The 15793-nt window shown below is 36.6% G+C and carries 16 protein-coding genes; 2 read left to right on the top strand and 14 right to left on the bottom strand.

Going from position 1 to position 15793, the window contains the following annotated elements:
- Positions 1–100: 100 nt before the first annotated feature.
- Positions 101–379, top strand: a complete 279-nt coding sequence (locus AC13DP_RS16465) for a hypothetical protein (protein WP_041579146.1) — start codon at positions 101–103, stop codon at positions 377–379.
- Positions 380–477: 98 nt separating this feature from the next.
- Positions 478–705 (top strand): heavy-metal-associated domain-containing protein, encoded by a 228-nt coding sequence (locus AC13DP_RS16460; RefSeq protein ID WP_229792205.1) that lies wholly within the window; start codon positions 478–480, stop codon positions 703–705.
- Positions 706–1142: 437 nt separating this feature from the next.
- Here AC13DP_RS16460 and AC13DP_RS16455 read toward each other — a convergent pair whose 3' ends face one another.
- The 14 genes from AC13DP_RS16455 to AC13DP_RS16390 form a co-directional block, all read right to left on the bottom strand.
- Entirely contained in the window at positions 1143–2261 is a 1119-nt protein-coding gene (locus AC13DP_RS16455; protein WP_201765797.1) for a PQQ-dependent sugar dehydrogenase, read from the bottom strand.
- Between the two features lie 294 nt (positions 2262–2555).
- Positions 2556–3623, bottom strand: a complete 1068-nt coding sequence (locus AC13DP_RS16450; RefSeq protein WP_013073433.1) for a PepSY-associated TM helix domain-containing protein — start codon at positions 3621–3623, stop codon at positions 2556–2558.
- Between the two features lie 72 nt (positions 3624–3695).
- Positions 3696–6080, bottom strand: a complete 2385-nt coding sequence (locus tag AC13DP_RS16445; RefSeq protein WP_041579150.1) for a TonB-dependent receptor — start codon at positions 6078–6080, stop codon at positions 3696–3698.
- Between the two features lie 331 nt (positions 6081–6411).
- Complete coding sequence (locus AC13DP_RS16440) at positions 6412–6936, bottom strand: sigma-70 family RNA polymerase sigma factor (RefSeq protein ID WP_013073435.1); 525 nt, start codon at positions 6934–6936, stop codon at positions 6412–6414.
- Positions 6937–7362: 426 nt separating this feature from the next.
- Positions 7363–8616, bottom strand: a complete 1254-nt coding sequence (locus AC13DP_RS16435; RefSeq protein ID WP_037317188.1) for a hypothetical protein — start codon at positions 8614–8616, stop codon at positions 7363–7365.
- On the bottom strand, positions 8588–9025 hold the full coding sequence (locus AC13DP_RS16430) for a QcrA and Rieske domain-containing protein (RefSeq protein ID WP_013073437.1): 438 nt from the start codon (positions 9023–9025) through the stop codon (positions 8588–8590). The genes AC13DP_RS16435 and AC13DP_RS16430 overlap by 29 nt, the downstream gene beginning before the upstream one ends.
- Positions 9022–10230, bottom strand: a complete 1209-nt coding sequence (locus tag AC13DP_RS16425) for a di-heme oxidoredictase family protein (protein WP_013073438.1) — start codon at positions 10228–10230, stop codon at positions 9022–9024. The genes AC13DP_RS16430 and AC13DP_RS16425 overlap by 4 nt, the downstream gene beginning before the upstream one ends.
- Before the next feature lie 886 nt (positions 10231–11116).
- Positions 11117–11938, bottom strand: coding sequence for a universal stress protein (locus AC13DP_RS16420; RefSeq protein WP_013073440.1), 822 nt, complete (start codon positions 11936–11938; stop codon positions 11117–11119).
- 57 nt (positions 11939–11995) lie between these two features.
- A complete protein-coding gene (locus tag AC13DP_RS16415) occupies positions 11996–12352 on the bottom strand; it encodes a SpoIIAA family protein (RefSeq protein WP_008615606.1) in 357 nt (118 codons plus the stop codon).
- A gap of 18 nt (positions 12353–12370) precedes the next feature.
- Positions 12371–12547 (bottom strand): hypothetical protein, encoded by a 177-nt coding sequence (locus AC13DP_RS16410; protein ID WP_013073441.1) that lies wholly within the window; start codon positions 12545–12547, stop codon positions 12371–12373.
- A gap of 9 nt (positions 12548–12556) precedes the next feature.
- Positions 12557–13873, bottom strand: coding sequence for an APC family permease (locus tag AC13DP_RS16405; RefSeq protein ID WP_013073442.1), 1317 nt, complete (start codon positions 13871–13873; stop codon positions 12557–12559).
- Positions 13874–13891: 18 nt separating this feature from the next.
- The gene (locus AC13DP_RS16400; RefSeq protein WP_013073443.1) at positions 13892–14077 is read right to left on the bottom strand and encodes a hypothetical protein; all 186 of its coding nucleotides are present in this window, start codon (positions 14075–14077) and stop codon (positions 13892–13894) included.
- A gap of 3 nt (positions 14078–14080) precedes the next feature.
- On the bottom strand, positions 14081–15079 hold the full coding sequence (locus AC13DP_RS16395) for a sodium:calcium antiporter (protein WP_013073444.1): 999 nt from the start codon (positions 15077–15079) through the stop codon (positions 14081–14083).
- A 2-nt stretch (positions 15080–15081) separates the two neighbouring features.
- Positions 15082–15762: a lipoprotein signal peptidase gene (locus AC13DP_RS16390; RefSeq protein WP_041579156.1), complete on the bottom strand. Its 681-nt coding sequence runs from the start codon at positions 15760–15762 to the stop codon at positions 15082–15084.
- Positions 15763–15793: the final 31 nt, after the last annotated feature.

The following is a 15793-nucleotide window of genomic DNA, read 5'->3' as shown; positions in this document are numbered from 1 at the left end:
TAATCCCTGGGGTTGTTAAAGAAAACTATCGGGTATTTCTTAATTTAAGTTATTGGTTATAGTATAAACAAACTTTAAAAAATTAACAGATGAAACATCCATGACAAGGGACTTGACACAAAGAAGAATGATTATTAACTTTGAGACAATTCCAAAGGGCGATTTTTACTGGAGGTTGAAATATCTTATTCAGGCCTTGAGCCATAGAAACCCCGAAGATGAAACTGCCCTCACACAGCTAAACACAAAGAAGTATTGCCTTGAGAAGGAACCTGAAATTTTCAAATTCTTAGCTGTATTTTTCTTACCAATTAGAGTTCCTGCTTTAGTGGGTAAGGGTACTTTTGTGATGGTTCCAGTTAGTAAAAATCCTACTTAATTGAAAAACTTCCGGATGGGAGTGTAATAATAGTTATTGTATTTGGAAGTTTTAGTTCCAATGCTCAGATTCAGAAAGTAGATCAGGAAGCGTTTGGAATGGACTGTGCCCCCTGTGCCTATGGTCTGGAACGCGGACTTAAAAATATGGAAGGTCTGGAAAGTGTAAAAGTGAGTCTTAATGACGGTAAAGCTTATTTAGATTTGGCAAAAAATAATGATTTGAGCCTTAGGCAGATCCAGGAAGAAGTGAATAAGAATGATTTTTCTGCTAAAAAAGCCGAAATTGTTATAAAAGGTACTCTCGTTGAACAGGATGGTAATTAAGCCAATTCAAACCGGGAAAGAAACTTTTACAATAGCTGAAGGAACTTCTACCAGCTTAAAACCCGGAATTGTAAAAGTGAAAGGAACAGTTCAGATGAAGAAGATGATAATTTGACTAATGAGTGGAAATTAAATATCATCCAGATTTATTAGCCACTAAAAACGTAGTAATAATGAACACTAATTAATGGCGGACTCCACATCGAGTCCGCCATATTTTTTTAAATTTTAGAAGTAGAATATTCTTTTCTGGTAACAATCTGATACACATAAAAGGAAAATATGTTTGGAAACTATAAAAACTAACGGATTACTAATCATTTACTTTATATGGCTATTTGTTATCATTTCTGAAAGTTAATTTAAATCATTAACCTAAATCTACCTGCCGGCTGGACAGGCTGGCTTTACTATTTCAGAGTTCAGTAAATCGATTATTAGTTATACGATACTCGGTAAATTACGCCATTGGTATCATCACTAACTAAAAGCGATCCATCGGGCAATTCTACCAAACCGGCTAACCTGGCGAATCGGGAAGTACCTTCCTCCATTAAAAAACCTTTTACAAAATCTTCAGCCTTTACAGGCTTCCCATTTTCGAAAGTTACTTTCATTATTTTGTGTCCGGAAGCTGGCCGTCTATTCCAGGATCCCCGAAAAGTTACCAGGGCAGTATTTTTATATTCCGAGGGAAACATTTTCCCTCTGTAAAACTTTAAATTCATTGGAGCGCTATGGGCTGTAAATAACATCTCCGGTTCTGTAGCTTTCTGCGCGTATTCTTTCCAGGTCATTTTTGGCGGTTCATCTGCCTTATTATATTTACCATCGTCGTAGATATACGGCCACCCATAATCAGCTCCCTCAGTGATACGATTTAATTCTTCTTTTTGTTCATCATCTCCCAGCCAGTCAATTCCGCTATCCATCCCAAAAAGTTCCCCCGTCTCAGGATGCCAGTCAAAACCAATGGTATTTCGCAGTCCCGATGCAAATATGGTTCTATTGCTCCCATCAGCATTAGTCCGTACTATAGTGGCATTTTCTTCCCGTGTTTCATCACAGGCGTTGCAGGTGCTTCCAATCGATATATATAGCATCCCATCTGGGCCAAAACCAATCGTGCGGTTGGGGTGCTGACCACCATCTGGTAGGTTCCCTATAATCTTTTCCAGTTCTCCAATAGTACCATCTTCTTTTAACTGTGCCCTGAAAACATCATTTACCGTAACAAGGTAAAACATATCTTCATGAAAAGCTACCCCATGCGCTCCTTCTTTAGTTACTACCGTTTGTTGATGGTCAGGTTTCCCGTCATCATTAGTATCCTTAAGCATCACTACGTCTCCCTCCCTTCGAGAAACATATATATTTCCCTGGGGGCTTACAGCCATCATTCTGGGTTCTCCCAGATTATCTGCGAATTTTTCTATTTTAAACCCCTGCGGTAATTGAAGTTGCGATATCCTCTCTTCGGTGGCCCCAACCATCTTAGGTTTATAAATATGTCCCGTAATATTTTCTGAAATAAGGCTATCCTTCTTTTGTGCCATGATTATACTCGTTGAAAGAAGGAGAAACAGTAAAGCTTTTTTCATAAGTGATTGATTTTCAAAATTTAAACTCATTAAAAATATAACATATGGTTTCGATGGATTGTTAATACATGGTTAAATGAAACTTATTTTTTTCATCATATAAGATTCTAATTGAGCTGTTCGACAGAGGAAAAAAAAATTTAAAACCAACTATATCCGCCTGTCCGGCTAGCAGTACCGTGGCGAAGCTATCGGGGAATTTTTAAGATTAAAAGTTTAAAAAAATTGAAACTAAACACCTGTTCGACGTTATCTTACCGTTCTAAAATAATAAAATCTGAGACCGGTAATAAATAATATTAGGGGGACAAACCCGGAGATAAAAACTAAAATTCTCCCCAGCATGCCTGCCATTTCTCCAATATGAATCGGATAAAATTGTGCTGCTATCTGTTCGCTAACCGGGTCGTCGTTAAAGGATGAGGAATAAATGGTATTACTATTATTATCTAATTTTAATTCCCTGGTTTTTCTTAGACCGGGGTTTATAAATCGGTTTTTGATATATCTAAATTGATACACTTCATTTCCATCTTGAGGAAAATAAATTGCCCGGAGTGCATATTGGTTGTCTGGAGTCTCCAATAAGTGCAGTATATCGATCCCGGTACCTGCTTCAATCTTTTTTTCAGGTTGTTTATTGCCTATAAAACCATCTATTAACTTCAAACCATCCTTATAGTAGCTGTTATAAGTAAAATATCCACCAGAAAAGGCCATTACAGCCAAAGGAAGGGAAAAAAATATTCCAAGTGACTTATGTACATCGTAGTTAAATCTTTTTCTATTTCGTTTCCATTTAATTTTAATTCCCTTTTTAAAATTTGATTTATACTTTTTCCACCATAGAAATAAACCGGAGGTAAGAAGAAACAAGAAAAATATAATAGCACTACTACCTACAATGTATTTGCCAATCTTAGGAATTCCAAGGCTTCGATGGATCTTCAACAAATCTTCAAACAATTTTATGGAAGCTGATTTTTTTCCTAAAGGTACTCCCGTCTCCGGGTGATAATAAAGGGTTTGACCATTCTTATAAATAATGGAAACCGTCTCCTGCTCTCGATAAGGTAGGAATATCTTTGCTATAGTATCTTTCTGACTCCTATAAAGTTCTGAGGAAGTTTTTAATAATGTCTTTTCCGAAAGAGTATTAGTAGATTCCCTTTGTAGTAAGCGTTGATTTAAGGCCGACGTTATTTCCGGCTGCCATACATACATGGAACCAGTAAGACCTGAAATGGATGCCAAAACCCCACATGTTATTCCTAAAAAAAGATGTACTTTCTTAACTATGTTTGAAAATGCTTTCAAGCAATAAATTTTAGTGTAAAATGGTAGTCGTTACTTCTGAATATCAATTCTTAATAACGACTACCACCCCTTTTAAAAATTATAAGTTACACCAAGACGGGCATTCGCTCCCTCCCCAGCTGTAGTAAAAGACCTTAATGGCGCCGCCCATTGAGATCTTGCCGGTAAATAATACTCATTAAGAAGGTTATTGATACCCAAGAAAACATCAATATTACTCTTAATTTGGTAGGTGGCCGTTAGATTTACCAGGGTATATCCATTTACAGGAAATTCCGTATGCCTAAAAGCATAATTTCCTTCCCCATCCTGAAAAGGAGAAAACCTGTTTCGATCTCCTAAACTCATAACATTCAATGAAGTATTAAACTGTTCTGTTGGCTTCCAGGTAACATAAGCCGTTAATTTTGGAGCAGAAATGACATCACCACCAACATAACTTAAATTATTTTCATCATCGTTTGGGTTTTTAAGCCCTTCCACATACGAATAAGAAGTCCCAATAAGTAGTTTATTGCTTGGGAGAGCATAATCTATTGCTACCTCTCCACCGAATATTTTCTGAGGTTGTTCAGAAGGTATAAACGAGTTTAGTTCATCACTAAATACAACACCAGTACCTAAATTAGAGGTACTGTAGTATCCTACAGCCTCTAAACGAAAATTATTAAATTTTGAAATAAACCCGAATTCATAGTTATTGGTAACTGCGGGCTCCAGTTGAATGTTGTCTATACTTTCAGCTCTTGCAGATCTTAAAATAGAACCTAAATCAGCTATGGAGAAACCCTGGGAATAACTAATGTAGGGAATGAATTCCTGATGTTCAATATACCGGACTCCCATATTAAATGCCAGATTATCGAACGCCAACTCTCCGCCCTGAACGGAGACCGAAGGATTAAAGTTACCATCTCCTTTAGGTGAATAGGGAAGTGTATTATAATTGGCAATATCCATTTTTAAATCATCGTATCGTAATCCAGCTTTAAAGGCCCATTTTTTATCTAGTTTTAAAGTGGTTTGTAAATACGGTGCTACGCTCATCAGTTCGATATTCGGCACCCAAAGCCTTCCATCTAACAGCCCCTGATTAGTCTTATCCCTTAAAAGATCCAGTCCATAGATCAGAGATATATTCATATCGCCATACAAATTGAACTGAGTATTAAAATTAGGTCTTAAGCCATACTTTTCTGAATTGATCACGGATTGCCCTCCGTCTTCGAATTTATCAGAATAAAAGAAAATACTTTTGGCTTTGGAATAATATAGATCGGTTTCAAAATCTGTGGTACCGGAGAAAATATTATTTAAATTGTATTTTAACCTCCCATTTATCAATTCGGAACCAGTTGGTTCCTGTCCAGGAATTGATCCTTCGATACCATAACCCGGTTCTAAAGAGTAATCCCCTTGGTCATTAAACACCTGAATATTTGCAAAAACCGGAATAAAAGGAGAATCCTGAAGTGATTTATAAAGATTCCCGTTAATGGTTATTTTTTGATTAGAAGAAAGGAGATATTCCAGTTTTCCATACGTGCTGTAAATATCGGTATTATCTAATCCATAAGTAGGAAGTAAGGGAATCCCTTCAGCATCGTATTTATTCCCGGTATGTTCTATACTTCCGCTTATATAGTAACTAAACTTATTAAATTGTCCGGAAAAGGATTGATATACCCCATATCCCAAGGCATCTTGGCTATTGGAAAGTTGGGAGGTTCCCCAAATATCAGTAGTGCCGCTCAATTTTTCTGAAGTGGTTGGATTTTTGGTGATATAATTGATAAAGCCTCCACTACCACCATTTCCAAATATTGAAGTAGCTCCTTTGATTACTTCAACTCTGCTTATATCGTTAGGATTAATACTTTTAATTCCCAATTGTCCATTACGTAGCGGGGTGGATTGAGGGATTCCATCTACCATAACGAGTAATGACCTACCTCTTAATGTTTGTCCCCAATTGGAAAATGTTCCTGTGCTTACAGCAAGACCGGGCACTGTATATGCTAGAATCTCGTTAATATTGGAGGAGATTTTAGTAAATTCCCGCAGCTTTTCTGAGTTCACCACAGTAACAGAAGCTGGAATTTCTGAAAGATATTCCGGGTTCCTGCTTGCAGAAATCACCACTTCATCCAAACTTCCATACGTATCCTGAAGGTTCACACTATAGGTTGTTAAGGAATCTCGTCCAATTTCTATAATTTGCTCTATAGTTTGATAACCCAACATTTTGACCGTTACCTTCCAGTTTCCAGGGGGAACCTCCTGGAGTTTATAAAACCCGTCAAAATTTGTAGTAGTTCCTTTTTGTAATTCCTCGATATAAATAGAGGCACCGGCAATAGGTTCATTTGTTTCATTTTTTATTTCCCCTTTTAATCCTGATTGGGAGAAAGCAGAGAGGCTTAAGGCCATTAAGGCGAGAAAAGTAATGTGTTTCATTATTCTTATTTAGATTTATTAAAAATAAATGCAAATATAGAAGCCTCTTTTAATTACACCAAGAAAATTTGATTTTTTTCAATGGAGTGGAGTGGAGTGATCACAGCCCTCTTGAAGATAATTGGTAGATTATTTTTTGATTTAATATAATGATTAAAAGCAATTTTTTACTCAAAAAGGATTGGCATAAAAAATATGATATTGGGAAACAACTAAAGTTACCATTCTATCCCTTTCTCAGTTTTTAATCGTTTCATTATGAAATGCTAAAATCCTATTATTTAACAATACCTGTTATCTGCGATGGATTTGTGGGCGGATGTATTTTTAATTATGATTTACAAATAGAGCAATTGGATTCTCCAATTAATTTGCCATCTTTATCAAACTCGTATTTACAACATTCATTGAATTTTTGTTTTAAAATATCTTTAGCTCTTCGTGTTCTAGCCTTGACATTTGTAAGACTTATTTCTAAGATTTCAGCCGCTTCCTTTTGTTTTAGTCCTTTGATATAAATCAATTCAATTATCTTTTTATAAATATCTGGTAGTTCATATACGAATTTATCAAAACAGCATATTGACTGATATTTTTCTAAAGCAGTTTCATTCTGTAAATTAACACTCGGTAAATAAACAGATTCTTTATTGAAGTAGTTTGCTATCTCGTTTCGAGCAATTTGAAAAATCCAGGCTCTTACTTTTTCATCATTCTCAAGTTGATGTAATTTTTTATGGATTTTTAAAAATGTATTTTGAAAAATATCATTTGTAGCACTTTCATTTTTTACTTTTTTGAGAATAAAGAAGAATAACTCTTCATTGAAATTGTGCCAAACTTTTTGAGTCTCCATAGTTCAAAAATAAATAAAGGTTAGCTTTTAAACCAACCTTTATTCAATTCAGCAACAATCGCATTTACCACATTCACATTTTGTACAAGGGCAATTGTTATCTAAACAATTTATGCAATTACATTTAGTGCAATCACAATTAGTACATTTACAATCATTCATACTTATAAATTTTATTGTTTACTACGGAGACCTTTAATTTTCTAAAAAGATACATTTAAATTGAATTTTCTTTTAAAATATGGCTGCAGACTCATGTTAAGCATTTTATTGACTAAGCTTTGCGCCTGGAACATTTTCTCCAACTTCTCTAAAAAACTGAGAAATTTTAAGCCTTCTGCTTCGTAATATTGTAATTATCCGAAAGATAAACTAATCATGCTACCCCGAGCAGCCCACTCCATTAGTTAAAAAAGCATATCATTCTTAAAAATAGGTGCTAAAACCTAGGTACCAGGTGGCCGTTTTTGTGGCTGGATTATTTAAAATGTCATTCTGCCACTGATAACGATAATTCAACCTTAAAACCGTTGCAGGTGACGGTCTAAAACTTATGGAAGGAGTAACCGCAATTAAATCATCCCCTATATTTGTATTAGTTTGAGTGAAGTTACCAATATTAAAATCAACATAATCTGTCCGAGCGGAGACGTTTAAGGATGCATTTTCCCAACCGAACATTTTCTTTTGCAACACTGGTTGAACTACATCCAGAAAAAATCCTGCTTGTTTATTTCCAAACTGTTGCGTAAATGTTTTTGGCACATCCACCCACACATAAGCGCCTTCTCCAACAATATAAGTGCCGGTTGATTCAATAGTAGTGCTAAGATCAATAGCGAAGACATCCACCCTCCTATTCTTTTCATCTATCTGTAGTCCATCTTCCATTACACGATTGTATGTACCGCCCATATAAGAAAAACCAACCTCACCTATATTTCTATTTCCTATAGCGAGTTTTGTAGTAATTAAAGGGTCACCGCTGAAATTTTCTTCAAAACGCTCTTCATTTTCTTTAACGGATGAAAGAGAGGTTCGATCTTTTGAATTATTAATTATACTATTGTCAAATCCATTTGAGAGGTATGCTTCATATCCGATAATCCAATCTCCAGTATTTGTTTTACCATACATTCCAAAACCTGCATTAGAAAAAGTGGCGGGTAGTAATTTTACTGCCACATCAGGTCTTTCTACAAACTCCCATTTAGGACCATCGTGATTTTGATTAAAAGCACCGATTGGATTCAAGATTATTCCACCTCGTAAATTGAGAAGAGGATCAAAGGAGATATCCATAGCAGCAAATTCTATGGCAATCTCTTTACCTCCCTCTTCAAACTCTACTTCCGTTAAAAATTTAATTCTTTTGTTAATTGAGGCAGACAGAAATAATGTTAAACGTCGTGCTTGAAAAGATAATCCTTCTGTCAATCCATCTTCCACTGCATATATCGAATTGGCTTCAAGATATCCCCCAATAGATACCGGAGCTTTATTTATTGTTAGAGCTGGTCGATTGTATACCGCATCCATGTTAAGTTGAGTATCTGTTGTATCTGACTTCGTTCTTTTAAGTATATCATCCTCGTTTTGGGCTATTAAATTTCCACTGAGGGTGAACAATATTAAGGTAATGATCAAATAATTAGGAGAATAAAATATAGATGTTTTCATCGTCTGTTTTCGTTGGAAATGTTTTTAGTTTTTGTTCAGCAGGTCCTTGTAATACGGTTCCTTCATTGGAAAATTGGCTTCCATGGCAAGGACAACTATAGATACCCCCACCAACATTAAGCTCGCACCCTCGATGAGTGCATTTTAGTAAGGAAGCTATATAGTCTTCACCAACTTTATATAGACAAATAGGGAATCTGTATTTGTTATTTTGTATAAGGACAAACTCTCTTTTAGACACCTTGTTATTTTTTTCAAGAATAAACTCATGCTTCGCTATGGTTAACTTATCTACCTCTTCCTTTGCTGTAGCATAGTAAATTCCACTGCATGAATGTAAAAAACCTAAACTTGGTATTGTTATAGCAACAGAGGAAAGGGTTTGGATAAATTTTTTTCTTTTCATCATAATGAATTTATAAATTCAAGTAGTTGCTTTTTTTCCTGATTCGATAGGGCATTGAACTCATCCCTTGAATTTTTGGCTTCACCGCCATGCATCAAAATGGCTTCCTCAATACTTCTTGCCCTGCCATCATGTAAAAGAAACAAACCTCCTCCTTGTGAGTTTTCAGAAAGGCCAATTCCCCATAGCGGAGGGGTTCTCCATTCGGATGTTTCAGCAAAACCTTCGGTATATCCATCGTCCAGACCAGGACCCATATCATGAAGTAGTAAATCTGTATAGGGATGAAATCCTTTATTAGATAGTGCTTCGATAGGCGAATATCCCGTTTTCATGCTTGGGGTATGGCAGGCAGCACATTGAATTCGGGAAAAAATTTGTTTGCCAGATACAACATCAGGATCATTTTGATTTCGAGGTATCGGAGCTTTTAAGGTTTTTAAATAAAAAACCACCTCGTTAACTACCTGAGTACTGATTTCCGGGTCCTCTTCCAGCCCGCTATAAGGATCTATAGGTTCAAATAATGATGTAATACCTATATCTTGATTATACGCACCTACTGTTTGATGCAATAAGTCATAACTAATTGCCTTTTTACCAAACCTAAAAATATATTTACCTCCACGTGAAATACTATTTGGCCGAATTTGAACATATTCAGGAGGATATGCGAAATGAGCTCTACCACTTATTCCGTCGCCATTCTCATCATAAGGATCGGCTAGAGAAAGTATACTTTCATCTGGAACAGCATCCAAAAAACCTAATCCTGTGACCGCAGGCGCAACCAAGGTTGTGAAGGGTGCTCCTGGAGGTAGCTTTTCAGGCTGAAACCCCTGAATTGCTTTATTCTGTAATTGATTTTTACCATCCCCAAAGTCTGCAAAAGGATTTCCTAAAGTATCACTTTGACCGAATCTTATAAATTGATTAAACGGGTGACCTTTACCATCCCCAGAATGACAACTAACACAGCTAGTACCTACGAAAACGGGGCCGAGTCCAGTTTCTGCGGTAAATACTTCATCATTGAACGCTATATCCCCATTCAAGAACTGAATCTGCTCTTCAACTGATAATCCTTCTACAGGGCCATCAAGAAGTTCATTTTCCTTTGGAGGAACAGGACCATATTCATCAGCTAATTTTTCACAGGATGTAAAAAAAGCGATAAAAATAATTAGACTTAACCATTCTATTTTCATTACCTAAAATATTATTTAGACAAATCTAAAATTTATTTTTTAATAATCTAAATATTGAAAGTTATTATCTTAAGAATATATTTTTAAAGTTGTAGGAATATATAGTATTAAGCTTCTTAAAAGATTTACCAACGGCGAAAACCTCGTTTGTACGTTTAAAGTTTCTAACTTGGAAGCTTTGTATTTACTCCTATGAGACAGCCTACCTATTAGGAGTATTATGAAGGTTCTCAATAATATGAGTATAATTCTGGTCGCCCCTCCTTTAGAAGTACTTGAATTGAAATACCAGAGAACTCCCGATTCCTTATATTACAGGGAATCGGTTTTTAATTGAAGTATTTTGTTTACAAAAGGTCAATTTTCTACGCCTCTTAAAACTTCAACTTTTAAAAAGAAAAATAATGAATTCCATAGAATCATTAGATTAAGAAAAAGTTGGTAGGTAAACATTTTTAAATAATCAGGGCTTATGAATAAAGTCTTTTAAGACAAAAAAATACAATAAAAATGATGCAATGACCAAAAGGATTAATGAAAAAATTCCAAAAAGCTTTTCTTTTTTAGTTATTTTATTCCGGGAAGATTTTTGACCCTTCTTCTTTCTTCTATTTCTCCTATATTTTGACATTTTTCTTCTACACTTTCTTTTGGGTAAATTGCAAACTTATCGCTTTAAAAAGGGTTTATTCCCTCTAATTAGATAAAAATTCATTGTACTGTAGTCTTACAATTGCCTTAATTTAGGGCACCTAGGATACCATAGGAATATTTCACAAATAATTCTGTGGTCTTACTGAAGGTATGAAGCTCAGGAATTCAGTTAATTTCTAAAAAATAGTGACTTCATAAACTTAAAAATGCAGATTTGTTTTCAATCCTACTATCATTTTAAAATAAGTACAGGAACTTCTGATTTGAAAATCATTTTCCGTCTCAGCCCCAGTTCAGTTAGTTTTTCTATAAAGGCATGTTTCCTGTAAAGTAGCGCCAAAATATCTATGGCATTATCTTTCAAAAAACCGGTTATTTTATCTTCAGTTTTCCCTTCGGAAAAAAGGTGAACAGAAATATTCTGTAGATTAAAAAACTCCTCATAATAGTTTTTTATCTCCTGTTCTTTAATAACTTCATCTTTACTTTTAGCAAAATGAAATATAAAAAGGCGCGCGTTAAATGCCTTTAATAGATCAGCCAGAACCTTTAGTTCCCTATCAGGTTTCAGATTATCTGAATCCAGCGCCAGACAAATTCTTTTTAAACCAAAAGTTTCTAAATCTTCAGGTACAACCAGCACAGGGCAGGGTACATCCTTGCTCACTTTTTCACTGGTAGTTCCTGCAAGGTAACCTTCTACCTCACCTGCACCTTCTGTCCCCATAATTATCAAACCTGCTTTTTCTTCTGTTGCTAATTGATAAATTATATCTGAAGGTCTTCCTGGGGCTACCATACTCTTATATTTTATTGTCGCCAGACGTGGAAAATTTTCGAGAAATTCCAGCATTTTTTCTTTGTACAATTTCTGATAAGAACTAAAGTTGTCGGGAACCGGATAAACTATAGCCCCGTATCCGGCATATTGATAACCTTCAGAATAGGCATGAACAAAGATAATTTCTGAATTTAAAGATTCGGCCACCTTTATGGCATACTCAACTCCAATTTTGGAACTTTGACTAAAATCAATCGGAACTATTATTTTCATGGTTTTTTAATTTTAATTATACATTCAGTTTTTCAATTAATTGTTTAAATAAAAGCTTTATTGTTTAATCCACTTTTTGGCAATCTCCTTTTCCTCTAAGTCAAAATATTTTACTTCAGCATTGGTAAAAGGTTTCATGAACTTTGTAATCCAGTCCTGCCATTTTTTATCACCTACCATGGCGATTTTTTCATAATCTTTTGCGTGGGCAGTATCCATTTTTAGATCTTCCCACAGGCCTGGAAAATCCCAGCCGGTAAAATTCTCCATTTCAAAATACCAGCGTACGTTTAATCCTTTGTCCAAAATAGCATGAATAATGGGATGTACCTTCTCAATATCCATTTCGGATAAATCTCCCGATGCTCTGGTTGCAATAATATTATCTCCTGAAATCTCTATAATTTGTAACATATCTATTTTTATTAATTATTAACCGCCTAAATCGTAAAACCATTCTTCAGCTTTCATAATTCCTTCTTTTATGGCATTTCCCTTAGTATAATTCTTTTCTATAACCAGACTTTTAGCAATTTCCAGGGCTTTTTGCTTCACTGCAGGATGGAGGCCATCCAAACTGGTTTTAAATTCTTCAAAGGTCCATTCCATAGCTTCATTTTAATGGTTGAACAGTTCTTTTTCTTTTTCGGGATCCATCTCATTCTTTGACTTTTTGTCCAAAAAATAATCCAGCACGATGCCCACTATAATTGCTCCCACAAAAGCAACATACACCTGCCAGTTAAACTGAACTACCAGAGACAGGCTAATAATTATGGCCAAAATGGGTAGGATAGGTACTTTCCCTATGGAAAGGGGAACTTTAAAAGGTCTTTCTTTGTCAGGTGCTTTATAACGCAAAACGATGAGTGCAATATTCACAGCTACAAAAACGAGTAACGCCCCTAAAGAGGACATTCCTGCGACAATTTTAATATCTCCCAATAACAAAAATGCCGCTACCGCAGCCATAACCACCAGTGTAGTTACCCAGGGTACTTTCTGTGCATTGGTCTTGGTCATAAATTTTGGAAGCTCGCCCACGCTTGCCATACCGAAAAGCAACCTGCTAATGGAAATAATGCCACTAAAAGCCGCATTAGCCGTAGCAAAAAGTGCCGCAACTGCCAGGGCTACGGGCAACCAGGAATTTAAATTTGAAGCGGCCAGCGACAATGGGGAATTTACCTTTGCTATTTCTGCGGGGTCACTTATATTGAGTACCGTAAAAGATATTAGTAGGTATATAATTGTGGTAAACACCATTGTCAATAAAAATGCCCTCGGAATCGTCTTGCCCGGATTTTTTACCTCGGAACCCAATGCTGCCATATGCTCAAAGCCGGTATAAACAAAAAATAAGGTAGCAGTCGCTGCCAGGGTGCCGGAAAAGGACTCCACTTTAAAAAATTCTGATTTTGGTGGTCCTGTTTCCAAAAGTCCGACCGCAATAAGAATAAACAATCCCAATAGCTGAATACTGACCATAATGATATTGGCGGTAGATGATTTTTTGATGCCCGTAATGCTTATAAATGCAAGAATCAGTAGCACAGCATAGCTAACCAGTAAGGAAGGGATGTTAAAAAACGTATTGAAATACCCTGAAAAAGCAAGTAGCACCGCGGCGATGGTGGCCGAACTGTGAAATGCAATCGTCCAACCTGTTAGAAAAGATGGAATGTCGATTTTTGGAAAAGCTTTCCGTACAAAAATGAATTCTGCACCGGCATTAGGATAGGTAGAGGACAGCTCTGCATACGACATTGCCGAGACACTGGCCGCAATGGCGGCAAAAATAAAACTCAACCAAAGGTCTGTTCCCGCCTGTCCAGCGGCTGCACCAATTACAGTATATATTCCAGCACCAACAATGGTACCTACACCATAAAAAGTAAGGCGAAGAGTACCCAGAGATTTTTTTAATTCTGCCATAATACTATTAGTAATATATTATCCATTTCTATCTAAATTCCTTTTTTCCATCTCTGCCTTTACGATGCCACGCTCAATAGCCTCTTCTTTTGAACAATTTTTGTTCAAATAGAAATCCCTTGCATATTTTAATGCTACTGCTCTAATATTTTCATCCAGCACATTAAGCCTCTCCTGGTAATCCTTAAATAAATCCTCCTTCATTTTTTAAAATAGTTTTAGAACAAAAAACACCATAGTTAAAAGATATACAATATACGCTGCATCGAAAACGAATATCTGCCATCTGCTGAACCCGTGAAGTTCCTTGCTTTGATGGACAAATACTGAATATAAAAGCGGCATCAGTCCTACAAAAGCCAGGTTGACCCAAAACAACTGGAAATCTTCGATTGGGGTCGTTACCAGTGCCAGGGGGAAAAATGCCACTGTCATGGTAACGGCATTATCTGCAATCACACTGGTGGTACCCGCAGTCACTTCACCTCCCTTTACCACACTCCATGTTTTGAATATTTCAGGGGCGGTAGTCATAATTCCGGTGATAAACAACCCTCCAACAATTTCGGAAATATTCAGTGCCGAAACAATATTTTCGGTAGCTTTTACAATAAAAAAAGCCCCCACGGCTATGGCCAGGGCCCCTGCAACCGAAAGCCATATTTTCTTTTTATCCCATTCTACCTTCTGACCCTTTTCCCTGCCTTTTATAATGGCATGCGTTAAAAAAGCCGCATAGGCAGCCAGCATGATCCACCCATCAATGGGTTGTAATCCACGCCAGGCTTTGGGAAGCGTTAATATAGCCACCAACCCGATAATTACCAGATAGGGGATAGATAATACCGAGACGGAACGTTTGTTCAGGGCCAGCAGGTTGGCATCCAAATGTTTTTGATGCTCCTTATTGTTTTTAAACTTTCTTCTGGAAGCAAAGTATGCAATGGTTACCATGAGCGGAATGGAAATGATATTGGAACCAAGCAAATTCCCCAACCCGATATCAGATACCCCACGGGCGGCGCTCGTAATATTTATCGCCACTTCAGGGCTCGCTGTTACAATAGCCAGGAAAGCTGCCCCTGCAGAAGCAGTAAGCCCCCATTGTTTGCGCAGCATCTTTAAAGGGGTAAGGAGTTGATCAGCACCCCAATGGGCAGCCCAAGCTGCCAATCCCAATACTACTACCCAAAGCCAAGCGTTCATAACTAATCGATTTTTATAATTGTCCTGTTACTTTCAGTATATTTCAACTTTTTCTTATCCGATATTTTCTGGTCTTTTTTTTGTTGGCTTTGAAAGATCAGGAGTAAAATCACTCCCGTGCTAATCCAAACATCTGCGGTATTGAATACAGGGTCGAAAAAAGTAAATTCATTACCTCCCCATAATGGCAGCCATTCCGGAAGCCTTGTATCAATAATAGGGAAGTACCACATATCCACCACATTGCCATTTAAAAATCCGGCATAACCACCGCCTGAGGAGAATATTTCTGCAATATTGCGAAGTGCGGGATCACTTTTTTCAAAAATCAGTCCGTAAAATGCACCGTCAATCAAATTGCCCAATGCACCTGCGTATATAAATGCGGCACAGATTATAAAGACTTTTGCATATCCTTCACGTATCATCTTTTTGATATAAAAGGTCCCCCAAATAACGGCTACGAAGCGAAATAGTATTAAAACAAATTTGGCCAGATAACCTTCGCCAAATTTAAAGCCCCAGGCCATGCCGGCATTCTCCAAAAAATGTAAGCGAAACCAATCCAGGCCAAACACAAAATATTCCTCGCCATAATAAAAATGGGTCTTCACATAAATCTTTATGGCCTGGTCTATTACCAACAACAGTAAAATTAATAATGCTACACTACTTTTATTCATAATTTCCTTATTCTTGCCCAACGTCTTGTGC

This window comes from Zunongwangia sp. L-65, from assembly GCF_056859415.1.
Note: the sequence above shows the minus strand (reverse complement) of the source record. Positions and strands in the feature narration are given on the sequence as shown.